The sequence below is a fragment of the Vibrio sp. S/42/10 genome (assembly GCF_029890535.1).
Classification (GTDB): Bacteria; Pseudomonadota; Gammaproteobacteria; order Enterobacterales; family Vibrionaceae; genus Vibrio; species Vibrio cyclitrophicus.
Genome location: NZ_JAKMZC010000014.1, coordinates 68,943 through 91,726, shown reverse-complemented (window position 1 = coordinate 91,726; position 22,784 = coordinate 68,943). Strand labels below are relative to the sequence as shown.

General features: G+C 44.4%; 19 protein-coding genes. 10 read left to right on the top strand and 9 right to left on the bottom strand.

The genetic code is table 11. The annotated features are described in order from the left end of the window. Nucleotides 1-229 precede the first annotated feature (229 nt). Complete coding sequence (gene polA / locus L8S15_RS15650) at nucleotides 230-3,043, top strand: DNA polymerase I (protein ID WP_280574056.1); 2,814 nt, start codon at nucleotides 230-232, stop codon at nucleotides 3,041-3,043. A 506-nt stretch (nucleotides 3,044-3,549) separates the two neighbouring features. On the opposite strand, the gene L8S15_RS15645 is transcribed toward polA, so the two are convergent. Next, on the bottom strand, nucleotides 3,550-4,155 hold the full coding sequence (locus tag L8S15_RS15645; protein ID WP_016794091.1) for a hypothetical protein: 606 nt from the start codon (nucleotides 4,153-4,155) through the stop codon (nucleotides 3,550-3,552). A 230-nt stretch (nucleotides 4,156-4,385) separates the two neighbouring features. Continuing rightward, on the bottom strand, nucleotides 4,386-5,045 hold the full coding sequence (gene yihA, locus L8S15_RS15640) for a ribosome biogenesis GTP-binding protein YihA/YsxC (protein ID WP_010433499.1): 660 nt from the start codon (nucleotides 5,043-5,045) through the stop codon (nucleotides 4,386-4,388). A gap of 148 nt (nucleotides 5,046-5,193) precedes the next feature. On the opposite strand from yihA, the gene L8S15_RS15635 reads away from it, so the two are divergent. The 5 genes from L8S15_RS15635 (at nucleotide 5,194) to hemN (ending at nucleotide 9,794) form a co-directional block, all read left to right on the top strand. Then, nucleotides 5,194-5,811, top strand: coding sequence for a c-type cytochrome (locus tag L8S15_RS15635; protein ID WP_004735574.1), 618 nt, complete (start codon nucleotides 5,194-5,196; stop codon nucleotides 5,809-5,811). Nucleotides 5,812-6,368: 557 nt separating this feature from the next. Continuing rightward, the gene (locus L8S15_RS15630) at nucleotides 6,369-7,007 is read left to right on the top strand and encodes a class I SAM-dependent methyltransferase (protein ID WP_010433503.1); all 639 of its coding nucleotides are present in this window, start codon (nucleotides 6,369-6,371) and stop codon (nucleotides 7,005-7,007) included. After that, nucleotides 7,007-7,564: a Der GTPase-activating protein YihI gene (gene yihI / locus L8S15_RS15625; RefSeq protein ID WP_010433507.1), complete on the top strand. Its 558-nt coding sequence runs from the start codon at nucleotides 7,007-7,009 to the stop codon at nucleotides 7,562-7,564. The genes L8S15_RS15630 and yihI overlap by 1 nt, the downstream gene beginning before the upstream one ends. 6 nt (nucleotides 7,565-7,570) lie before the next feature. Continuing rightward, entirely contained in the window at nucleotides 7,571-8,059 is a 489-nt protein-coding gene (locus tag L8S15_RS15620; protein WP_010433509.1) for a DUF2489 domain-containing protein, read from the top strand. A 343-nt stretch (nucleotides 8,060-8,402) separates the two neighbouring features. Further along, complete coding sequence (gene hemN / locus L8S15_RS15615; RefSeq protein ID WP_010433511.1) at nucleotides 8,403-9,794, top strand: oxygen-independent coproporphyrinogen III oxidase; 1,392 nt, start codon at nucleotides 8,403-8,405, stop codon at nucleotides 9,792-9,794. An 85-nt stretch (nucleotides 9,795-9,879) separates the two neighbouring features. Here the strand turns inward: hemN and L8S15_RS15610 are convergent, their stop codons facing one another. The 5 genes from L8S15_RS15610 to glnA form a co-directional block, all read right to left on the bottom strand. Further along, nucleotides 9,880-12,477, bottom strand: coding sequence for an EAL domain-containing protein (locus tag L8S15_RS15610; RefSeq protein WP_102385164.1), 2,598 nt, complete (start codon nucleotides 12,475-12,477; stop codon nucleotides 9,880-9,882). An 80-nt stretch (nucleotides 12,478-12,557) separates the two neighbouring features. Beyond that, complete coding sequence (gene glnG, locus L8S15_RS15605; RefSeq protein ID WP_010433515.1) at nucleotides 12,558-13,961, bottom strand: nitrogen regulation protein NR(I); 1,404 nt, start codon at nucleotides 13,959-13,961, stop codon at nucleotides 12,558-12,560. 109 nt (nucleotides 13,962-14,070) lie between these two features. After that, complete coding sequence (gene glnL / locus L8S15_RS15600; protein ID WP_010433517.1) at nucleotides 14,071-15,147, bottom strand: nitrogen regulation protein NR(II); 1,077 nt, start codon at nucleotides 15,145-15,147, stop codon at nucleotides 14,071-14,073. 167 nt (nucleotides 15,148-15,314) lie between these two features. Continuing rightward, nucleotides 15,315-15,887 (bottom strand): DUF4124 domain-containing protein, encoded by a 573-nt coding sequence (locus L8S15_RS15595; protein ID WP_016793877.1) that lies wholly within the window; start codon nucleotides 15,885-15,887, stop codon nucleotides 15,315-15,317. A 217-nt stretch (nucleotides 15,888-16,104) separates the two neighbouring features. Continuing rightward, entirely contained in the window at nucleotides 16,105-17,514 is a 1,410-nt protein-coding gene (gene glnA, locus L8S15_RS15590; protein ID WP_010433520.1) for a glutamate--ammonia ligase, read from the bottom strand. A 247-nt stretch (nucleotides 17,515-17,761) separates the two neighbouring features. Between glnA and L8S15_RS21860 the strand changes: the two genes are divergently transcribed. Both L8S15_RS21860 and typA read left to right on the top strand, forming a co-directional pair. Next, on the top strand, nucleotides 17,762-17,977 hold the full coding sequence (locus tag L8S15_RS21860; protein ID WP_016768260.1) for a hypothetical protein: 216 nt from the start codon (nucleotides 17,762-17,764) through the stop codon (nucleotides 17,975-17,977). Nucleotides 17,978-18,077: 100 nt separating this feature from the next. Next, on the top strand, nucleotides 18,078-19,910 hold the full coding sequence (gene typA / locus L8S15_RS15585) for a translational GTPase TypA (protein WP_010433522.1): 1,833 nt from the start codon (nucleotides 18,078-18,080) through the stop codon (nucleotides 19,908-19,910). A 265-nt stretch (nucleotides 19,911-20,175) separates the two neighbouring features. Here the strand turns inward: typA and L8S15_RS15580 are convergent, their stop codons facing one another. Continuing rightward, entirely contained in the window at nucleotides 20,176-20,706 is a 531-nt protein-coding gene (locus tag L8S15_RS15580) for an AAA family ATPase (RefSeq protein ID WP_010433524.1), read from the bottom strand. Between the two features lie 31 nt (nucleotides 20,707-20,737). Beyond that, nucleotides 20,738-21,379, bottom strand: a complete 642-nt coding sequence (locus L8S15_RS15575) for a DUF2959 domain-containing protein (RefSeq protein WP_010433527.1) — start codon at nucleotides 21,377-21,379, stop codon at nucleotides 20,738-20,740. A gap of 42 nt (nucleotides 21,380-21,421) precedes the next feature. On the opposite strand from L8S15_RS15575, the gene L8S15_RS15570 reads away from it, so the two are divergent. Then, the gene (locus L8S15_RS15570) at nucleotides 21,422-22,363 is read left to right on the top strand and encodes a virulence factor BrkB family protein (protein WP_010433528.1); all 942 of its coding nucleotides are present in this window, start codon (nucleotides 21,422-21,424) and stop codon (nucleotides 22,361-22,363) included. Then, nucleotides 22,335-22,769: a D-aminoacyl-tRNA deacylase gene (gene dtd / locus L8S15_RS15565; protein WP_010433531.1), complete on the top strand. Its 435-nt coding sequence runs from the start codon at nucleotides 22,335-22,337 to the stop codon at nucleotides 22,767-22,769. Before L8S15_RS15570 ends, dtd begins: the two co-directional genes overlap by 29 nt. Nucleotides 22,770-22,784: the final 15 nt, after the last annotated feature.

Below are 22,784 nucleotides of genomic sequence, written 5' to 3'. Positions count from 1 at the left end.
GAGCTTATTGTTGTTTTATTGCTTGTTGTGCTTAGTTTTCAACAAGGTGGATAAATAATATAAACAGAGTTATCCACAGAACGCTTGCGTCTAAGAACAAAAAATAACAACAAATCGATTATATCGAACACAACCGAGTGAACGGATACAGATCGACAACGTGGAATCCAACCAACAGACGTGGCATTCTTAACAGATAATTTCTGTACTTACTGGATACACAAACATTATGGCTCGTATTCCTGATAATCCATTGATTCTGATCGATGGCTCTTCTTACCTATATCGCGCGTTCCATGCCTACCCTGGCACCATGAGCAATGGTGATATCCCTACCAACGCTGTTTACGGTGTGGTTAACATGTTACGCAGCATGATGCGTCAATTTGCTTCTGATCGTATTGCGGTTATTTTTGATGCGAAAGGAAAGACGTTCCGTGATGACATGTACCCAGAGTACAAAGCAAACCGACCACCTATGCCTGACGATCTTCGTTGTCAGATAGAGCCTCTGCACAATGTTATTCGTGCGATGGGTTTACCACTTATCTCTATTCCTGGCGTTGAAGCGGATGACGTAATTGGTACGCTGGCTTCTCAGGCTTCAGCTCTCGGTATGCCTGTGCTTATCAGTACTGGTGATAAAGATATGGCGCAATTGGTGGATGATAACGTTACTTTGATCAACACTATGACCAACGTAGTGATGGATCGTGAAGGTGTTATCGAGAAGTTTGGTATCCCGCCAGAGTTGATCATCGATTATCTTGCTCTGATGGGCGATAAAGTGGATAACATTCCGGGTGTCCCGGGTGTCGGCGATAAGACTGCAACCGCATTGCTGCAAGGCATCGGTAGTATCGAAAAGTTGTATCAAAATCTTGATGATATTGCGGCACTTGGTTTCCGTGGTTCGAAAACCATGGCTAAGAAGTTAGCTGATAATAAAGCTAATGCTGATATGTCCTATCAGCTCGCAACAATCAAACTGGATGTTGAGCTTGAAGAGACGCCTGAGTCATTAGTAAAAGCACAACCCAATATCGATGAGCTGATTAAGTTATACGGTCAACTGGTCTTCAAATCTTGGTTGAATGAGCTACTTGAAGGTGGCAATGGTGTCGTTGAGGCGGCTGAAAAATCTGCCGCAGCGGGAGTTGGATCAGTACGTAGCAGCGCTTCTGCAACAACGTCTACTGTAGAGATGAATACATCTGCCGTGACGATTGATCGCAGCAACTACGAAACCATCCTCGATGAAGCGTCATTCAATGTTTGGCTAGAAAAACTGAAAGCGTCTGAAGTATTTGCTTTCGACACGGAAACAGACAGCTTAGATTACATGGTCGCGAACCTTGTTGGCTTGTCATTCGCAACCGAAGAAGGCGTTGCCGCTTACGTACCTGTTGCCCATGATTACTTAGATGCACCGCAGCAGCTGAATCGCGATTGGGTACTTGAACAGCTTAAGCCAATTCTCGAAGATGATTCACAAGCAAAGGTAGGACAAAACCTGAAGTACGATATGAGTGTGCTAGCGCGCTACGGTATCGATATGAAGGGGATTAAATTCGATACCATGTTGGCGTCATACGTTTTCAATAGCGTAGGTGGTAAGCATGATATGGACAGCTTGGCACTGCGTTTCCTACAGCACAGCTGCATCTCATTTGAGCAAATCGCAGGTAAGGGTAAGAAACAACTTACTTTTAATCAAATTGAACTGGGTGAAGCTTCTCCGTATGCCGCGGAAGATGCAGACGTGACACTACGTCTTCATAACCGCTTGATGGAAAACATCAATCAAGATGAAAAGCTTAAAACCATCTATGAAGAAATTGAAGTCCCGCTGATTCCTGTCATGTCTCGCATTGAGCGCACTGGCGTATTCATCGATGACATGTTGCTAGGCGCTCAATCGCAAGAGATTGCGGTTCGTCTGGACGAACTAGAGCAGAAAGCTTACGAGATTGCAGAGCAAGAGTTCAACATGAACTCGCCAAAACAGCTGCAAGCGATCCTGTTTGAGAAAATGGGTCTGCCTGTTATCAAGAAAACGCCATCAGGGGCACCTTCAACCAACGAAGAAGTGCTGCAAGAACTGGCGCTTGATTACCCGCTACCTAAGTTGATTATTGAGTATCGTGGCCTTGCGAAACTGAAGTCTACCTATACAGATAAATTGCCGAAGATGATCAACGCTGAAACAGGCCGTGTTCACACGTCTTACCACCAAGCGGTGACAGCAACGGGCCGTTTGTCTTCGACTGATCCAAACCTACAGAACATCCCAATTCGAAATGAAGAAGGTCGTCGTATTCGCCAAGCCTTCGTTGCACAACATGGTTGGAAGATCCTAGCGGTCGATTACTCTCAAATTGAATTGCGTATCATGGCGCACCTATCGGGTGATAAAGCGTTACTAGAAGCATTCCAACAAGGCAAAGATATCCACGCGGCAACGGCTGCTGAGATTATCGGTGTGGCCATTGATCAAGTTACCACTGAACAGCGTCGTCGTGCTAAAGCCGTTAACTTCGGTCTTATCTACGGCATGAGTGCTTTTGGTTTGGCTAAGCAACTGGGTATTCCTCGTGGGGAAGCACAGCACTACATGGACACTTACTTTGAACGTTACCCTGGCGTAATGCAGTACATGGAAGACACACGCAGCGCGGCTTCAGAGCAAGGCTTCGTTGAAACCATTTACGGCCGTCGTTTGCACCTTCCTGAAATTCAATCTCGTAATGGTATGCGTCGTAAAGCGGCTGAACGCGCAGCGATCAACGCGCCAATGCAAGGTACAGCGGCAGATATCATCAAGAAAGCGATGTTGTTAGTCGATGAGTGGATTCAAGCCGAAGGCGATGGTCGTGTGAAGCTATTGATGCAAGTACACGATGAATTGGTGTTTGAAGTGGAAGAGTCAGCTTTAGCCGAAATTGAAAGTAAAGTACAACAATTGATGGAATCCGCGGCAGAACTAGAAGTGCCGCTTGTGGCGGAAGCTGGCCACGGTGACAACTGGGATCAAGCCCACTAATCAGTTTTTGACCTTATTAAGCAAATTAGTATGAGCCAGTGCACAAACACTGGCTTTTTTTTGTCTCGAATAAAGATGAGCTGTGAAAAGAACTTAGATGTTTTAATAAAACATTCATGAAAAAAAACTACAAAAATTGTTTTCATTTCTGAGCAATTGTTGTACATTAAATCTTGTAGGGTACAGAGGTAAGATGTTCTATCTTTCAGACCTTTTGTTTCACGTTATTGGATTAGGCTGATTCAGCCGCCCCAGTCAGTATTTGACTGGGGCGTTTTTTCTTGTGCGAAAGAAAATTTTTCCAACCTACGATTACTCCCGTAAACCCGCCCTTTTTAGTGTCTTTTCTTACGCTTTCTCAAGCACAGTGATAAACACCTGATTTGCCTTAGATCTGGAACTCGATCAGCATTTGGTAATTTAAATCCATCTCTAATTTGATTGTTTTATCATTTGAAATAACTTTTATTTTACAAATGGTCGGTAAAAGATAGGTAAGTCACGCCTTATTTATCAGTGTATTGAGCGGGTGAATGCTCAATGTACTCCATAATTTCTTGTTGTTTCTCAGTACTGTATTTTAGCGCTTCGGCGGTGATCTGGATGGATTGCGCCATAGAAGAGATATTGTGGGTCGCTTTTACCAAGGTTTGCTGCATGGGTTTTAGGATAAGTAGGTAGATAGCAGTCAACGCGATGACAATGACAGCGACCACAGCCACTAACGCAATGATGATCTTGGTCTGAATATCATCCAACAGCATTTGACTGGTCTTTTTAAAGGCGAGTCGAGATTGGTTTAAGGCTTGTGGGAGTTGATTGAGTGATGTCTTGGTAGAGCTGGCGAGCTTATTAATGCTTTCGACGGTCTGATTCAATGCTTGCTGCTGATCTTCACTGAGGTTGGGGTTGTTGACGATCGCCTGCAAAGATTGCGATATCACCTCAAGAGATTCACTTGCCTCCTGAGCATACTTCTCCATGCCATCGAGATCTAAGGTCATATCAACATTGACCAGAGCGGCCTCGGTCTTGGTCTGTTCTGCTTCAGAGGCGAGCCCTGTTAATGAGACCAGCATAAGTGCAATGATGGCCAATGGTGTTTTCCACATGAGTACTCCTTTCTCATTGTTCTGTTTATTTCGGTGTGTCTTTTAGTATGGTTCACTTCTATTGGTTTAAGCGGATAAATGCGGTCTCTATCGCTAATAATTCAGGCCTAACTCACTAATTTTCTGGCAAAAAAATACCCCGCTTTTATAGTGCGAGGTATTGATAAGGCTAAATCACTGGTTGTCAGTGCTTTAATCCCTAACTATAGATAAATCTATAGTTAGGAGAACTACTCTGAATCGTTGTGCTCTTCGTCCGCTAGCTCATCAATGAGTTGGTCAGCGAAAGCTGGGGCAAACCACTCATCCATCTTGGCACGCAGTTGGTCAACGCCGATGCCTTTCATTGAAGAGAAAACATCAACCGCAACATCACCACCGAAAGATTTCGCATCGTTACGGATTTTTAGTAGCTGAGCTTTACGCGCACCACTTTTCAGTTTGTCTGCTTTTGTTAACAAAACCTGTACTGGGATGCGGCTATCGATAGCCCAGTAGATCATTTGTTGGTCAAGGTCTTTCATTGGGTGACGGATGTCCATCAATACCACTAAACCTTTCAGGCTTTCGCGACGTTGTAGGTATTCACCTAGCGACTTCTGCCACTTTTTCTTTAGTTCAAGCGGTACTTGAGCAAAGCCATATCCAGGTAAATCGACGATATGACAACCATCCGTTACCTTAAATAGGTTGATTAGCTGAGTTCGACCGGGTGTTTTACTGGTTTTCGCCAAGCTTTTTTGGTTTGTAACGCGATTTAGCGCGCTAGATTTACCAGCATTGGAGCGTCCTGCAAACGCAATTTCGATCCCTTCGTCTTCTGGTAAATGACGAATATCAGGTGCACTGGTAATGAAATGCGTGTTTTGATAATGAATTTTTACGCTCACTGTTAACTCCATCTCGACTTTGTGTAGTCGATTGATTACTTTTTTGTGAATTTGTGTAAAATAACCGTGCTCGGCATAAGGTCGCCTATTGTACCATGAGTGGCAACATAGAGTGGTACTGGAAGCTTGATAATTATAATGGAATGTCATGAAGAAATTAGCGCTAATTTTGAGTCTTTTAGCCAGCTGCTCAGTATGGGCTCAAGGTAGTATTGAAGCTGGTAAAGCCAAATCACAAACATGTGTTGCCTGCCACGGTGCTGACGGCAACAGTCTGATCACTCAGTACCCTAAACTGGCTGGTCAACATGAGAAGTACCTAGAGAAGCAGTTAAAAGAGCTTAAACTCGGTATGACGAGTGGTGGTAAACAAGGTCGTAATGAACCTGTAATGGGTGCGATGGCGATGTCTTTATCTGAAGAAGATATGGCTGACCTAGCGGCATACTACGCCTCTCTACCTATTTCTAGTAACTCAACTCCTGAAAATGTTGTGGATGAAGGTAAAGTTCTTTACACCGCAGGTAACGCAGAACGTGGCGTAACGGCGTGTATTGCTTGTCACGGTCCTCGTGGTAACGGTACTGAACTTTCTGGTTTCCCTAAAATTTCTGGCCAGCACGCAGATTACATCAAGGCTCAACTTGAGAAATTCCGCGATGGTAGCCGTAATAACGACATGAATGCGATGATGCGTGATGTAGCTAAAAAGTTAACAGACGCAGATATTGATACCTTATCGAAGTACGTTGGTGGTTTACACTAATATGTCGGTTTCTTGCTCTTAGCCAGAGTAAAGAAATGTACGTTCGAGCGAGATTCAAGATACGCCCCGATCAGAAATGGTTGGGGCGTTTTCTTTTGTATTACTATTATCTATGAGTGCTGTGTTCATATCTTATTTATCAATACGAGCTCAATTTGTGTACAAAAGTGTGAAGTCGCACTCTTGTAGTCTTTTTGTAACAAGGTAAAGTACCCGTCATCAGCTAGGAGCTGACTTAGATACGGATGGTCATCTAGTCTAACGGTATAGACAGAAACGGATCAGGCTAGGACAGCCCAGTAACAAGGTGTTAGAAAAGGATAGCCAAAACTCATCAGGACGATGAACAAAAAACAAATTTGGCATGGAAAGCACCAATAACAAATGGAGATTTGTGTACCAAGTTGAGTATGCAAATTTTGGCCGATATAGGCAGATTTAGAGAGCGATAGGTTTTCCTATCGCTTTTTTTATTGATTTGATGAAAAAACACCCAATACCTCTCCACTATAAACTCAGTTTCTGGTATGTTTCGCATCCCTGTTTAAGGATGTGCTATGTATACTTGTCCCTTATGCCATCACCAAGGCGTGAATCACTATTTTGAAGACAAACGCAGAGCTTATCTGCAGTGTCAGCAATGTGAACTGGTATTTGTTAAACCTGAACAAAGGTTAGAAGCAAAAGAAGAAAAAGCACACTATGATCTCCATGAGAACGATCCTAGTGATGCAGGCTATCGCCGTTTTTTATCTCGCATCGCAGATCCTCTAACAGACAAAATTTCATCTAACTCACACGGGTTGGATTTTGGTTGTGGCCCAGGCCCTACGCTATCTATTATGTTAGAAGAAGCCGGACACACCATGGAGTTGTACGATATCTATTACCACCCAGAACCCTCTGTGTTGGAAAAAACGTATGACTTTATGACTGCCACGGAGGTGATAGAGCATCTTTACCACCCAGACAAAGTGTGGCAGCAATGGTTGAATTTAGTTAAACCCAAGGGCTGGATTGGTCTTATGACTAAACTAGTAATAGACGTAGACGCGTTTGCTGGTTGGCACTACAAGAATGACCCGACACATGTCGTCTTCTTTAGTCGTCAAACATTCCAGTTTTTGGCAGAGCGGGATAAGCTCGAACTAGAATTTTTTGGAAATGATGTAATTTTACTGAGGAAAGTGCAGTAATGGGTCGTAGTAAGAAATCAAGAAAACCAGGAGCACTTGGCGCTCCGGAACCTATGGTTACTCGTAACCGTAGTGAATCTGATGTTGAAGGTCGTGAACGTAAGCGTGTTAAAAAGCGTAAAGGCCTTAAGTCTGGTAGCCGTCACTCAGATGGTAGCGAAGCAAAACAGCGCAAAGCTGCACTAGCTCGCGACCCTCGTTTAGGCAGCAAGAAAAAAATTCCGCTGATCGTTGAACCAGCGAAGAAGCCGACGAAACAAGAGCGCAAGCTATCTAACGAACAAGAGTTAGAGATGCTTGAGAATGATGCTCAACTGAATACACTATTAGATCGTATCGAAAATGGTGAAAACCTAGGTGCAGGTCTACAGAAGTTCGTTGATGAGAAACTTGATCGTATCGAACACCTAATGGGCCGCTTGGGTCTGCTAGAGCCAGAAGACGATGAAGAAGAGATTTTCGAAGAAGCACCTGTTGTTTCTAAGAAGAAAGCAAGCTCTGATGAAGACTTGTTATCTCAATTCGAAGACTTCGATTTAGACAGCTTTAAAGGTTAAGAGCCAATGAATGTAACCTTATTAGCAATTGCTGGCGGAATAATCATTCTCGGCTTGGGCTCTTATGCAGGTTACCTTCTACTTCAAGTGAAGAAGCAGACGGAGTTGCAAAAGCAGCATCAAGCACTTGCCATTGAAAAACGTAACGCAAAGATTTACGAGAACGTGAATACTTTGTGTCTAGCGGGTATTCAAGGGCAGTGTGATTTACCTGAGATCAGTATCCGAGTGTGTATCATTATGGATAATGTTCAGGGTGATGAGCGTGTCGATTTTGATTCTGAATATCCTGCTCTTTCTGAGCTGTACCATATCGTAAAAGACATGGCTCGCGGAGATGAAAGACAGGCACTGACCAAGAAAGAGCGCATGCAGCAGAATCTCACACGCCACAAGGCAGAGACTCGCTTGAATGATGCCGTCATCGAAGATTTGAAACGGTTGCAGGAGAAAATTAAACCTCTTAACAACCAAATCAATATTCAGATGATTTAGTCGCTAAGACTTTTAAAATTGAGGCTTGTTTAACATTTAGTTTTCAAAACGTGCTGTTTCAAGACGCGCTGTTTTTGAGATATACAGCTTTAAGACTCACGTCTTTAATACGCTTTGTCTTTAACAGATAATGTTAAATAAGCCTTCTTACCTTTTGCGTCTCGTTAATCCCGACGCTTTGTTAGTGATCAAGCTAGCAGTTCTGAGTTTTTGTCTAAAAAATTGATTTTGTCTTGAAACGACCTTACTGGTCGTGTGGCAAAATAACCCGTCTATATTTTAATGTATGTAAAATGATTTGAGAGACCTTAGGTTCTCGCGGATCTAAATTGGAATTACCGCTATGTCGAGCAAGCCAGTAACAACGAATCAGCAAATCGTTTGGGATCAAGAAATCTTAAACAAGTACAACTATTCGGGACCTCGTTACACTTCATACCCAACTGCGTTGGAGTTTCATGAAGCGTTTACCGTCGCTGATTACGACATGGCGTGTACGCAATACCCTGAGCGTCCACTCTCTCTTTACGTGCATATTCCGTTCTGTCACAAGCTTTGTTACTACTGCGGCTGTAACAAAGTCATTACCCGTCATTCGCACAAAGCGGATGAGTACCTAGATGTGATTGAACACGAAATTCGTCAACGCGCTTCTTTGCTGAATGGTCGCGAGGTGACTCAACTGCACTTCGGTGGCGGTACCCCGACATTCCTAACAAAAGTACAAATCACTCGTTTGATGATGATTCTGCGTGATGAGTTTAACTTCACGGCTGATGCTGAGATTAGTATCGAGGTTGACCCACGTGAGATTGAACTTGATGTACTCGACCACCTACGCCGCGAAGGTTTTAACCGCTTGAGTATTGGTGTTCAAGACTTCAATAAAGAAGTGCAAAAGCTGGTTAACCGTGAACAAGATGAAGAGTTCATTATTGCAATGGTTCAGCGTGCTAAAGAGCTAGGCTTCCGCTCTACTAATCTTGATTTGATCTACGGCCTGCCAAAGCAGACTCAAGCTTTGTTCGCGGAAACATTGAAGCAAGTGTTAGAAATGAAACCGGGTCGTTTATCGGTATTTAACTACGCACACATGCCGCAATTGTTTGCTGCGCAGCGTAAGATTAAAGACGAAGACCTACCAGAAGCTAAAGAGAAAATGGCTATCTTACAAGATACCATCGAAACGCTAACGGGCGCTGGTTACCAGTTCATCGGAATGGATCACTTTGCACTACCTGAAGACGAGCTAGCAGTAGCACAACGCGAAGGTATCTTGCATCGTAACTTCCAAGGCTACACGACCCAAGGTGAAGCTGACTTAATTGGTTTCGGTGTCTCTGCTATCTCTATGGTCGGTGATGCTTACGCTCAAAACCAAAAAGAGCTGAAGAAGTATTACGCTCAGGTGAATGACCTGCGTCATGCACTTTGGAAAGGTGTGGTATTAGACAGTGATGACCTAGTGCGTCGTGAGGTCATTAAACAGCTTATCTGTAACTTTAAGCTTGATAAAACCATGATCGAGTCTGAGTTTTCTGTAGACTTTAATGGTTACTTCAAAGAAGACTTAGGGCTACTGCAAACCTTCATCAATGATGAGTTGGTTGAAGTGGATGACAAAGAAATCCGCGTGACTTTGCGTGGCCGTTTGCTGATCCGTAACATCTGCATGTGTTTTGATAAATACCTACGTGCAAAGGCTCGCCAGCAGCAATTCTCTCGTGTGATTTAATTACACGTTCGAGAAACAAACATAAAAAATGCCAGCATCATGCTGGCATTTTTTTGTCTGTCTGTAAGTCAATTCTCTATCTACTTTACATCATGCTTTCTTTACTGCTTTGTCTTACGTTGCAGAGGTCGGTTGGCCATTGCTCAAAAGGAACCGGGCGACTGTATAAGAACCCCTGCGCCTGCGGGCATTTCAGCTGTTTGAGTAGATCCGCTTGTTGCTGAGTTTCTACACCTTCTGCGACTATGCTTACCTTGAAGCCCTTGGTGATATTAACGATTGCTGCAACGATAGAGCTGTCTAGGTTCTCCTTATCCAACTTGCTAACAAAGCTGCGATCGATTTTAAGGCAGTCAAATGGCAGCTTATGTAAGTACGCTAACGATGAATATCCTGTGCCAAAATCATCAATCGCAATGGAAACACCCAGTGCTTTTAAAGTCAGCATGTTGTCGATGATTATGGGGTCATTATCTACGATGCGCGATTCGGTGATCTCTAACGTAAGATTGTTAGCCGATAGCTTTGTCTCACTCAGTATGGATTGGACTCGATCAACAAAGCTACTTTCACTCAACTGGTCGACGGAGAGGTTAACGTGAATTGTGAAGTCTTTACCCCATTTTCCTGACGCGATCGCGATGGCGGTATCCCGACAAGATTTGTGCAGGATTTGCTGGCCGATGTCGTAAATAAGCCCAGTCTCTTCTGCAAGTGGGATGAAATCTAATGGTGAGGCGACGATACCATCGTCTGTTATCCAGCGTGCTAAGGCCTCCGCACCAATTGTTGAGCCAGATTCAAGGTCAATAATTGGCTGATAAAAAGGCTCGAACTGTTGCAGTTCGATGGCTTTGTTCATACGAGCGAGCATTTTAGTTCGGTGCCTAGAAGCTTTGCCCATCTCGGGGCTGTATACGCTGACACGAGTCTTATCTTGCTTTGCGTTGCTGAGTGCAATGCTGCTATTGCGTAGCCACAGCGTAATATCTTGCTCGTTAGAGACTCCTACGACTCCAATTGAAACATTAATGACAACATTTTCTGACTCCATAGCAAATGGAGACGCAAAGGTTTGAAGTAAGCGGTTGGTCAGTAATTGAATATCGTCATCTTGGGTGACATTAGGGGCATAGATTGCAAATTCGTCGCCACCAGTGCGGGCTAATAGGTATTCACTAGGCAGTGTGCCTCTTAGGCGTGCTGCCGCGATGATAAGCAGTTGGTCACCATTGTAATGACCTAAGCTGTCATTAATGTCGCGAAAGCGATCAATACCCACTAAATACAGAGTGCCTTTTTCGATATCGCCATTTGTCTTAGCGGCCTCAATAAAGCCTTCACGGCTGTATAGTTTGGTTAGCGAGTCATAGGTAAGCTGAGCTTGTAATTGCTGGAATGAAGCTTTTAAATTGTTGGCCATCTCATTAAAGGCTTCTACCAACAGGCTGGTTTCGTAGATGTTATTGCCAGATTTTGGCATGCCGCTGTCCCAGTCGCCGTTCGCGAGACGTTTGGCGGCATCTGCTGTGGAGGTGATGGGTTGGGTAACTCGATTAAAGGCGATCAATCCTGCGATAATACCGATACAGCTGAGAAGCAGTCCAAGTAGCCAGCTATTTCTTTGGTTTTTAGGTAAATCACCAAGCAGGTTGGTTTCAGGGATCGACATACCAATAAACCAATTGATGCCGTGATCATCTTGATAAGGCGTGATCTGATTGAAGTATTGTTCACCATCAAGAGTAAATTTGAAACGTTGCACGCCCATATTTTCAATCAAATGAAATTGGTCAACGTAACTGGCGCTCTCTTTTATGATGGGGTTAGCACTTTCTGTTGCTAATAAGCGCTGACCTTTATGAGTTTTACCGGTTCCCCAAGAGACAACGCTGCCCCCACCAGAGTGCGCCACCAAGCGCTGCTGTTGGTCAATAATATAGACAGAGGCATCGGTTTCGGCTTTTAGGTTTCTTAAGAAGGCGTTGAAAGTGTTGATCTTGATGTCACTGACAATCACGGCTTTAAATTCGTTGTCGTCATAGATAGGTGCTAGGGCTGAAAGCGTGATCTCTTGGCGTTCATCAGCGTTGGCGTAAATGGGCGACCAAGAAGCTGTTTTTTGATTAACAACAGGCGTGTACCAAGGACGAATTCTCGGATCGTATCCCGAAATGACGGAGCGAATGTCTTCACTAATCGTGCTGCCGCGATAAATGACAAGTTGATCTTGGGTTCGGTCATCTTGCACCATCAAGGTATAACCATTGTTGGCTTCTTGACGAAAGCCAACGTAGTTACCGTCTTCAGAGCCAAAGCCGATCACATCCAGTTGAGGAACGGCCTGAAAATGCGTAGAGAACTTATAAAGAATATAGTCTTGAACTCTGCTGAGGTTCCCCGATTGATAAAGGTGGTGGTAACCGATGTTGTGGCTCAGCGAGAGGTTGGCGTGAAACGGTTTTTCTAAAAACTCAGAAAGACTTTTATGAACGTTGTCTGTGAGTGATGTTAGTTGTCGCGCACTAAGATCACTCACCATTTCTTTGTAGCTTTGCTTTTGAGTAAAAACCATTACGCTCATAGTGAATAGAAAAATCATCACGAATGGCAGAACCACAGCGGTTCTTAATGTAATTTTTGTTTTCAAAGACATCGTCGCTACAACTTTAGTGAATGGCATACCTTAATTGTACCGACACTACTCAAACCAAGCGACTCTTTTTTGGGTTAAAAAGTCGCTGCATCGAAAGTCATATCAGGTCAGTACAGTTCTTTGAGTTTACGGGTTAGGGTGTTTCTGCCCCAACCTAAAACCTTAGCTGCATCTTGTTTATGACCATTGGTATGGTTGAGTGCAGCCTCGAGCAGTATACGTTCAAACTCTGGTAGAGCGTAAGTGAGCAGCTCTTTTTCTCCTGAATCAAGCGCACATTTCGCCCAATTCGCGAGCAGTTGCTGCCAGTTATCCCCAGAACCTGAAGTGGTCACGACTTTTTCTTCCAACAATTCCGGTGGTAGATCGGAAGGCAGTATCTCGCTGCCGCTAGCCATCACCGTTAACCAACGACAAATATTCTCAAGCTGACGTACGTTACCAGGCCAATTCAGTTGGTTGAGCTTTAGAATCGTTTCTGGATGCAGTGTCTTCACTTCAACGCCTAACTCTTCTGCAGCTGAGGCTAAAAAGTGGTGAGTCAGCTTTTCAATGTCCTGTTTACGTTCGCGTAGTGCTGGAATATGAATTCGAATGACGTTAAGTCGATGGAAAAGGTCTTCACGAAACCCACCTTCATGAACTAATCGTTCGAGGTCTTGGTGGGTCGCTGCGACGATGCGAACATCGACCTTAACTGCAGAGTGACCACCTACGCGATAGAACTGACCATCAGAAAGTACACGCAATAGACGAGTTTGAATATCGAGTGGCATATCACCGATTTCATCAAGAAACAGCGTGCCACCGTTAGCCTGCTCAAAACGTCCTTGGCGAACACTGTTAGCACCAGTAAACGCGCCTTTTTCGTGGCCAAATAGCTCTGATTCAATGAGATCTTTAGGAATAGCCGCCATATTAAGGGCGATAAATGGCTTTTTCGCTCTTGGGCTGTGTCGGTGCAAAGCATGCGCGACGAGCTCTTTACCCGTACCTGACTCACCGTTAATAAGAACCGAAATGGATGAACGAGATAAACGACCAATAGCACGGAAAACTTCCTGCATCGCAGGTGCTTCACCAATGATTTCTGGCGCATTAGTGTCTTCAGTTACTTCGCTGGCTTGTTCGCGTTTCTGTTCATGGCTATGCGCAATCGCTCGCTCTACCAGAGTCAGTGTTTCATCGATATCAAACGGTTTAGGCAGATACTCAAAGGCCCCTTTTTGGTACGCATTGACTGCTGCATCTAAGTCTGAGTGCGCGGTCATAATAATGACGGGTAGATCAGGCGATCGCTGATGAACTTGATGTAACAATTCAATCCCGTCGATACCAGGCATTCTAATATCAGATACTAATACATCTGGCGTTTCGCGCTCAAGAGCAAGCAATACGCTCTCTGCGTCGGCAAATGTTTCGCACTTTATGTCCGCAGAAGACAGTGTTTTCTCTACTACCCATCGGATAGAGCTGTCGTCATCAACGACCCAAACGTATCCCTTACTCATAATTCAATTCCTTTACAGCCAATTCTATTGTGATAATCATTGTTGTTTTTATTTTTCGGTATTCTTTTTTGCCTTTAAAGCTCGGTTTTCCATTGGGATCTAGCTTCACTTATATCGGCAAGTAAATCGTGAATGTGGTATTTCCTGGCCAGCTTTCAACGTCAATTTTCCCATTGTGTTGATCGATCAGGTTTTGCGATATGGATAACCCTAATCCCGTGCCACCTTCTCGCCCGCTAACCATTGGGTAAAACAGTGTGTCTTTTAATTCATCAGGAATACCTGGGCCGTTATCGCTGATCTCAATACGAGCAGCGAGTTTGTGCCGTTGACCATGAATATTGGCTTGATGCACCGTTCTGGTGCGAATGGTGATTTTTCCTGATTCTTGGGTCTTTAAAATCTGTGCAGCATTGCTCACGATATTGAGCATGGCTTGTTCAACTTGGGCGGAATCCATCAAAATCGCGGGCAAGCTCGGGTCGTAATCTCTTTCGATAGCGAGTGTTGAACCTGATTCGAGTTCAACGAGTTGTCTTACTTTTTCGAGTATTTGATGGAGGTTCTCTTCCGATTTTGTTCCTGGCTTTTGTGGACCAAGAAGGCGGTCGACTAACGCTCTCAAGCGGTCGGCTTGCTCAATAATGATCTGCGTATACTCATTAAGGGACTGATCGGGCAGCATTTTTCCAAGCAGCTGCGCCGCGCCTCTTAATCCACCTAACGGGTTCTTAATTTCATGCGCTAACCCTCGCACCAGCAGCTTAGCCGCTTGTTGTTGCGCGTGCTGGTTTAGCTCTTGGCTGAGTCGTCTTTGTTGGTCTATCTTGCGCATCTCTACCAATAGCAAGGTCTCACGCTGCCAAGATATTGGGCTCACTGTCACTTCAAGCATTAATGGGCGGTTATCGACAACAAAGGTAACGTCACTGTCGGTAATGCTCTGGCCACTTTGCAGAGGTTGTGTCAGGAGGGCTAAATCGAGAGAGGCATGTTGGATGAGTTGGCTCAATGGATGATCAACGATGCGTCTTGCACTTTGTGAAAAGAGTTGTTCAGCCGATGGGTTGGCGTATCGCACATACAGTTGCTCATCGAGCATCAATGTCGAGGTCACCATATTATCGAGAATGGCACTGGAAAGTTGATGTGTATCTATGCTGTCGCGTTTCGCTGATCGATTCACTATTTCGTCCTTGAACTGGTGTTTTCTCACTGCACCAATTTGGTGCGTAGCTAAGTTCAAGTATGGCGCATATCAATCAGAAGCTAAAGTTAATTCATTAAAGTTGCTGAAAGCTGTTGAGAACAGGTGAAAAGCTGAGGTAATTCCGTCTCTTTTAACACACAGGCCTACTTGATCGTCGCTCGATGTAAATACACGGTGACTGGACTAGTAGATGCAATAAGCTTGCCGCTTCTATGTGCTTGAATTGCAATGGTGTGAGTACCTCGGTCTATGCCCTTCAGTTCCCAGTGAGATTGGGTTTGTGGAGCGCCATAACGACGACCATCAAGCATGAGTTGTAATTGTTCCCCGATACCTAGCTTTCGGCTCAGTTCTATTTTAATAGGGATTAAGCCGCGGTTGCTGCGGATGGTTTGATCGTGAACGGGAGTCAGCATAGTCAGTGCTAACTGAGTAGGGAGTTCTCGTTCTGTGGTGTTGTTGGCTGTTGGCTGATCATGAACTGGCGCAGTCACTTTCGTTGCCGATGAAGCCGAAGAATCAACGGGTATCGAGCTTTCAAATTTAGGCGCGGGCGCAGAAGCTTGTACGTCAGGTAAGTGAAGAGACTTGGCATTTTCAGCGGTGGGCATATCACTAAAGTGGAGTACGCCCTCGCTATCTTCCCAGGTATATACCGTTTGAGAAGAGCATGAGAGTGCGACTGTTAACCCGATCAGGAACAGTATATTTTTCATATCTTTAGCCTCTTTTAACCGCTAGGTGATTTCACGTTTGGCGTTGATTTTATTGTATTTATAGCAGCAGCCTCTGAAGGCTTTTGTCTAAGGTATGGTACGAGGAGGGGGGCGTCGAGAGAATAAAAAAAAGGCCCACCTGCGAGGCGAGCCTAATATTTTTTTAGCACTTCTTACATGTTGCAGTAAGAGTCACTACACGATTATTAATCGAGGATTAAACTGAGTAGTACAGTTCAAACTCAAGTGGGTGTGTAGCCATGTTCACGCGTTGTACGTCGTCAGATTTCAGAGTGATGTAAGAATCGATGAAGTCGTCAGAGAATACGCCGCCAGCTGTTAGGAACTCACGGTCGTCGCTAAGTGCTGCAAGAGCTTCTTGTAGAGATTCCGCAACTGTTGGGATTTCAGCTGCTTCTTCTGCAGGAAGGTCGTATAGATCTTTGTCCATAGCTTCGCCTGGGTGGATCTTGTTCTTGATACCGTCAAGGCCAGCCATCAGCATTGCTGAGTAGCATAGGTATGGGTTAGCTGCTGGATCACCAAAACGTAGCTCGATACGACGTGCTTTAGGGCTTGGTACTACTGGGATACGGATAGAAGCAGAACGGTTACGTGCTGAGTAAGCAAGCATTACCGGTGCTTCGAAACCAGGTACAAGACGCTTGTACGAGTTAGTTGATGGGTTAGCAAATGCGTTGATTGCACGAGCGTGTTTGATTACACCACCGATGTAGTAAAGCGCCATTTCAGATAGGCCGCCGTACTTATCACCAGCAAACAGGTTTACACCGTCTTTTGCTAGAGATTGGTGAACGTGCATACCAGAACCGTTGTCACCAACTAGTGGCTTAGGCATGAATGTTGCCGTTTTACCAAATGCGTGAGCAACGTTGTGTACAACGTACTTGTAGATTTGAGTTTCATCAGCTTTCGCTGTTAGCGTGTTGAAGCGAGTTGCGATTTCGTTTTGACCCGCAGTTGCTACTTCGTGGTGGTGAGCTTCAACAACTAGGCCCATCTCTTCCATTACTAGACACATTGCTGAACGGATGTCTTGAGATGAATCGACAGGAGCTACTGGGAAGTAACCGCCTTTAACGCCAGGACGGTGACCTTTGTTACCGCCTTCGATGTCAGAACCTGTGTTCCAAGCTGCTTCTACGTCATCAATCTTGAAGAAAGAACCAGACATGTCGTTTGAGAACTTAACGTCATCAAATAGGAAGAATTCTGGCTCTGGACCAACTAGAACTGTGTCTGCGATACCTGTAGAACGTAGGTACTCTTCAGAACGTTTAGCGATAGAGCGTGGGTCACGGTCGTAGCCTTGCATTGTTGCAGGCTCAAGAATGTCACAACGGATGTTTAGTGTTGCGTCTTCTGTGAATGGGTCTAGTACAGCAGATGCAGCGTCTGGCATCATTACCATGTCAGATTCGTTAATGCCTTTCCAACCAGCTACTGAAGAGCCGTCAAACATTTTACCTTCTTCAAAGAAGTCAGCATCAACTTGGTGAGAAGGAATAGAGATATGCTGCTCTTTACCTTTTGTATCAGTAAAACGTAAGTCGATAAATTTAACTTCGTTCTCTTGGATCAGGGATAGTACATTTTCTACTGACATCTTGGATAACCTCCAGTGTTATTAATTCGGTATTAGCTCGATTCGGTTGAAACTAGCATTGATTAATGTCTGTATGTGCATTAATCGATGCTGATTTATCTATAGCCAAAAACGTGCCAAAAAAATTATTCCATTAATTTCAATGATTTACTTGTTTAACTGTTTTGTTCTCTTTGGTTTTTGCACCAAAATGATCTCTACCTGCACTTGTTTGGTGCAATCGTTTGTCTGTGCACCAAGATGAGTCATGAACGAATACTATTCAGCAATGAATTGCTTAAGTTGTCAATCCACTTTTACGGTTTTGAGAGAGATTCGGCTTGAAGCTGATTTGGTAATGATTCTTCAGAGTCATATAAAATGGACGGTTGGGTACGATACTGAATCAAAGTTAAGCGGATATGAATCGCTAATAAAGAAAAAAGCCTTGGTTCAGATCACATATTTCTGGGTTTTTGTCTAGAATCTGGTATATTATTGACCGTTTTTTAAATCAAGCTAGCGGTTATTATCCAAACTTTTGAGATAAGTGACGGCTACTTTTATGAGTGAATCGAGAATCCATGTCTACTCCACAGATTGATAAGTTAAGAAATATCGCGATCATCGCGCACGTTGACCACGGTAAAACGACTTTGGTTGATAAACTGCTACAACAGTCAGGCACTCTTGAGTCTCGTGGTGAAGCTGAAGAGCGTGTCATGGATTCGAATGACATCGAAAAAGAGCGTGGCATTACCATTCTTGCTAAGAACACAGCAATCAACTGGAATGATTACCGCATCAACATCGTAGATACTCCGGGACACGCGGACTTCGGTGGTGAAGTTGAGCGTATCATGTCTATGGTTGATTCAGTTCTTCTGATCGTAGATGCAGTTGACGGCCCAATGCCTCAAACTCGTTTCGTAACGCAAAAAGCATTCGCACACGGTCTTAAGCCAATCGTTGTAATTAACAAGATTGACCGCCCAGGCGCTCGTCCTGATTGGGTTATGGATCAAGTATTCGACCTTTTCGACAACCTAGGTGCTACTGATGAGCAACTAGACTTCACCGTTGTTTACGCTTCAGCTCTAAACGGTTGGGCAACAATGACTGAAGGCGAAACTGGCGAGAACATGGAACCATTGTTCCAAGCTGTTGTTGATACAGTTGAAGCGCCTGCAGTTGACCTTGACGGCCCACTACAAATGCAAATTTCGCAACTTGATTACAGCTCTTACGTAGGTGTTATCGGTGTTGCTCGTGTTACTCGTGGTTCTGTTAAGCCAAACCAACAAGTAACTATCGTGAATGCTGAAGGCAAAAAACGTAACGGTAAAGTAGGTACTGTACTTGGTTACCTAGGTCTTGAGCGTCACGAAGTAGATCAAGCTAACGCTGGCGACATCATTGCAATCACAGGTCTTGGTGAGCTGAAAATTTCAGACACTATCTGTGACGTAAACAATGTTGAAGCAATGGAACCACTGTCTGTTGATGAACCAACAGTAACAATGACTTTCCAAGTAAACACTTCTCCGTTCGCGGGTAAAGAAGGTAAGTTTGTAACTTCACGTAACATCCTTGAGCGTCTTGAAAAAGAATTGGTTCATAACGTTGCACTACGTGTTGAAGAAACTGAAAGTCCAGACCGTTTCCGCGTATCAGGCCGTGGTGAGCTTCACCTTTCTATCCTGATCGAAAACATGCGTCGTGAAGGTTTCGAGCTTGCAGTATCTCGTCCAGAAGTAATCATCAAAGAAGAAGATGGTCAGAAAATGGAACCGTTCGAAACGGTGACTATCGATGTAGTTGAAGAGCACCAAGGTGCGATCATGGAAAGCATCGGTCTACGTAAGGGTGAGCTAACAGATATGGCACCAGATGGTAAAGGCCGTGTTCGCATGGACTTCATGATGCCTTCTCGTGGTCTTATCGGTTTCCAAACTGAATTCCTTACAATGACATCGGGTTCTGGTCTTATTTATCACTCGTTCGATCATTACGGTCCTTACAAAGGCGGTATCATTGGTCAGCGTAACAACGGTGTTCTAATCTCGAACGCGACTGGTAAAGCACTGACTTACGCATTGTTCTTCCTTCAAGCTCGTGGTCGTCTATTTACAGAGCACGCTGATGAAGTTTATGAAGGTCAAGTAATCGGTATTCACAACCGTTCAAACGACCTGACAGTAAACTGTCTGAAAGGTAAGCAACTAACGAACGTTCGTGCATCTGGTACTGATGAAGCACAAGTTCTTTCTCCACCGATCAAGCACACTCTAGAGCAAGCTCTTGAGTTTATCGATGAAGATGAACTAGTAGAAGTAACGCCACTAAACGTACGTATCCGTAAGAAGCTTCTTACTGAAAACGAACGTAAGCGTGCAGCACGTCCAGCTAAGGCTTAATTGCCAGCAGACTAGCTTCTAGCTATCAAGCAGTTTTAGAATAAGTAAGAAAGCCCCGAGTAGCCTAGCTGCTCGGGGCTTTTGTTTTGTGTGCGGTTTGGAAAAGTATCGAAAACCATCAGCTGTGTGAGGTTCCTTATCACACTCGTGCCTCGCTGTAGGGAATGACGGTAGTTTGCTTAGATTCAGGTCAACGAGATGCGAGATACAAAGAGCATTCAAGTATTCGTCATCCTCAAGAGGGAGGACCGGCCGAGTTGGGGATTTAGCTTTTGATACCTAGGTGACTTTTAACAAATAGAGCCCGTTCTTCGACTGACATAAATGGAACCTCGACAACCTCATAACCCAGTTCTTGGTAGACTGTTACTAAAGCGTGGTGAATTTCTAAGGCTTCTTCAAACGGATAAGGGCGCACTTCATCTTGCACATAGATAGAAGCCTCTGGGCGGCAGAATAGGACTTGTGAATGATAGCCTTGGCTCGCTTCTCGGTAGGTCGCATCAATATCGAGATTCGCCTGAGCTAAGTAACCGCAGATATCTGGAATCGCACGGTCGAGAAACGCAATCTGGTGTTGATTCGCTTGCTCTTTTTGCTCACTCATCATGGTTAAGCACAAGTGAGCAAAGCCCGGAAGGTCTAACCAAGGTAATATACCGTTCTCAAGTTGACTCTGCTGTTCTATCAACTGGCGAGAGGACTCAGCGAATATCGGGTAACCCATGTCACCCAAGGCATTAATTAGTGTGGTTTTACCAGCCCCTGGGCCGCCAGTAACAATGATTGGGTTCATACGGATTTATCTTAATTCGTTTCTAATGGCACTACTTCTGATTGAGTTGAGCTAGGAATTTATCCGACTCTGCTATTGCCGCATTCATCTGCTCTATTGCATAGGCGATGTCTTTTTCTAAGCTCATAAACTCTCCCTGCAACGAACCGACAGCGTTCGCATTTAGGTTGTGCTTGAGATAAAGCGTATTGTCGCGAAGGGTGTTGAGTACAGGGTCCATCTTTTTCTCGGCACGTTTCATCGCTGAAAGCATCGTTTGGTAAGACGATTTAGTCTCACGCAGCTTTTGCTCACTTGAACGACGCAGTGAGTCGCTAGTGTAAAGGTCTAGTTCACTTTGCCATTCGGCGAATAGCGCATCTGATACATCTTCAATAGCAGCAATCCGGTCACTGACATTTTGCGCGGCTTTCTCGCTGTCTTGGTATTTATCATTGATTTGGTTGTACATGTCTTCAAGGTCGCCACCGTTGAAGTTAGTCAGGCTGCTGAGCGCCTCTAGCGCGCTACTAAACTCTTCCTGAGCATCCTGCTGCGACTCTTTAGCGTCTTCCACTCTATCGACCATAATGTCGCGCTTGTGGTATCCCACTTGCTCCATAGCCGAGTAATAAGCGGACTGGCATCCAGTTAGGGTAAAAATAGAGAGGACTATAACTATTAAATAAGGCATCCTAGTTTCCTATAGTTAAATAAAGGAATATTAATTAGGACTATGAACGAGTTACCAGGGAGTTACAAGTTGAAGATAAAAAACGCAATCACTGGAAGCATCCAGTTTTCCCGCTATCTCCTCACGCGAATGACACACGATAGAGTCAATGTGAATGCCGGGTACTTGGCGTACATTACTTTGCTCTCAATTGTGCCGATGTTGACGGTTCTGCTCTCTATTTTGTCGTCATTCTCAATTTTTGCTGATGTTGGGCTCGTGATTCAAAACTTCGTTATTACCAACTTTGTTCCTGCGTCTGGGGATGCGGTGCATGGTGCCTTGTTAGAGTTTGTCGCCAATACTGGCAAAATGACAGCGGTAGGTAGTGTGTTCTTATTCGTTGCTGCACTGATGTTGATCTCCAATATCGATAAGAACCTAAACTACATCTGGCGAGTAACGGAAAAGCGACGTGCCGTGTTGTCTTTTTCCATGTACTGGATGGTGCTGACCCTTGGGCCTATTCTAGTGGGCGCTAGTATTGCAGCGACCTCTTACGTGACGTCATTGAATTTGCTGCAAAACGAAGTCGTATCGAGTGCATTTAATACCATTATTCGCAGACTTCCTTTGATTCTCTCTTTCTTTGCGTTTTTTGGCCTATATCTTCTTGTTCCAAACAAAAAGATACACTTTTCTCATGCCGCGGCAGGTTCTTTGGTGGCGGCAATTTTGTTTGAATTGAGTAAGAAAGGCTTTGCAGCTTACATTACTCAGTTTCCGTCTTACCAGTTGATTTACGGCGCGCTAGCGGCGATCCCGATTCTCTTTGTTTGGGTTTATTTGTGTTGGCTGATCGTGCTAGTTGGAGCTGAAGTGACAGCCGCGCTTGGTGAGCACGAACAGTGGAGTGACTCGCAAGAAATGGTACACTCAGCGGATAACGATGAAATTCCAGAACAAGGAAACAACAGTGATAGCCCTGATTCAAAGAGTAAGTGAAGCTGCCGTTCGAGTTGATGGCGAAGTAGTTGGTGAGATTGAACAAGGCTTATTGGTTCTATTAGGCGTAGAAAAAGGTGATGACGAAGCCAAAGCCAAACGTTTGATGGAACGAGTAACAACTTATCGTGTCTTTGAAGATGAAGACGGAAAAATGAACCTCAACGTAAAACAGGTTGAAGGTAAAGTGTTGGTGGTTTCTCAATTCACACTGCCAGCCGATACAAAAAAGGGAACTCGAGCGGGCTTTTCTCGTGGAGCAAACCCTGAAGATGCGGAGCGTCTTTACGATTATTTCTCTAACCAATGTGAATCAGTATTGCCAACGGAACGTGGCCGATTTGCAGCCGACATGAAAGTGTCATTGGTTAATGATGGCCCAGTAACATTCTGGCTGCAGGTTTAAACTTAAAAGGATAAG

What these genes read in the sequence shown, in the direction of transcription:
- L8S15_RS15610 (WP_102385164.1), bottom strand. Translation starts at nt 12,477, where the DNA reads ATGCCATTCACTAAAGTTGTAGCGACGATGTCTTTGAAAACAAAAATT.
- glnA (WP_010433520.1), bottom strand. Translation starts at nt 17,514, where the DNA reads ATGTCAGTAGAAAATGTACTATCCCTGATCCAAGAGAACGAAGTTAAA.
- typA (WP_010433522.1), top strand. Translation starts at nt 18,078, where the DNA reads ATGTCTACTCCACAGATTGATAAGTTAAGAAATATCGCGATCATCGCG.
- L8S15_RS15595 (WP_016793877.1), bottom strand. Translation starts at nt 15,887, where the DNA reads ATGAAAAATATACTGTTCCTGATCGGGTTAACAGTCGCACTCTCATGC.
- L8S15_RS15645 (WP_016794091.1), bottom strand. Translation starts at nt 4,155, where the DNA reads ATGTGGAAAACACCATTGGCCATCATTGCACTTATGCTGGTCTCATTA.
- L8S15_RS15630 (WP_010433503.1), top strand. Translation starts at nt 6,369, where the DNA reads ATGTATACTTGTCCCTTATGCCATCACCAAGGCGTGAATCACTATTTT.
- L8S15_RS15570 (WP_010433528.1), top strand. Translation starts at nt 21,422, where the DNA reads ATGAACGAGTTACCAGGGAGTTACAAGTTGAAGATAAAAAACGCAATC.
- L8S15_RS15580 (WP_010433524.1), bottom strand. Translation starts at nt 20,706, where the DNA reads ATGAACCCAATCATTGTTACTGGCGGCCCAGGGGCTGGTAAAACCACA.
- glnG (WP_010433515.1), bottom strand. Translation starts at nt 13,961, where the DNA reads ATGAGTAAGGGATACGTTTGGGTCGTTGATGACGACAGCTCTATCCGA.
- L8S15_RS15575 (WP_010433527.1), bottom strand. Translation starts at nt 21,379, where the DNA reads ATGCCTTATTTAATAGTTATAGTCCTCTCTATTTTTACCCTAACTGGA.
- yihI (WP_010433507.1), top strand. Translation starts at nt 7,007, where the DNA reads ATGGGTCGTAGTAAGAAATCAAGAAAACCAGGAGCACTTGGCGCTCCG.
- L8S15_RS15620 (WP_010433509.1), top strand. Translation starts at nt 7,571, where the DNA reads ATGAATGTAACCTTATTAGCAATTGCTGGCGGAATAATCATTCTCGGC.
- L8S15_RS21860 (WP_016768260.1), top strand. Translation starts at nt 17,762, where the DNA reads ATGAACGAATACTATTCAGCAATGAATTGCTTAAGTTGTCAATCCACT.
- L8S15_RS15635 (WP_004735574.1), top strand. Translation starts at nt 5,194, where the DNA reads ATGAAGAAATTAGCGCTAATTTTGAGTCTTTTAGCCAGCTGCTCAGTA.
- polA (WP_280574056.1), top strand. Translation starts at nt 230, where the DNA reads ATGGCTCGTATTCCTGATAATCCATTGATTCTGATCGATGGCTCTTCT.
- hemN (WP_010433511.1), top strand. Translation starts at nt 8,403, where the DNA reads ATGTCGAGCAAGCCAGTAACAACGAATCAGCAAATCGTTTGGGATCAA.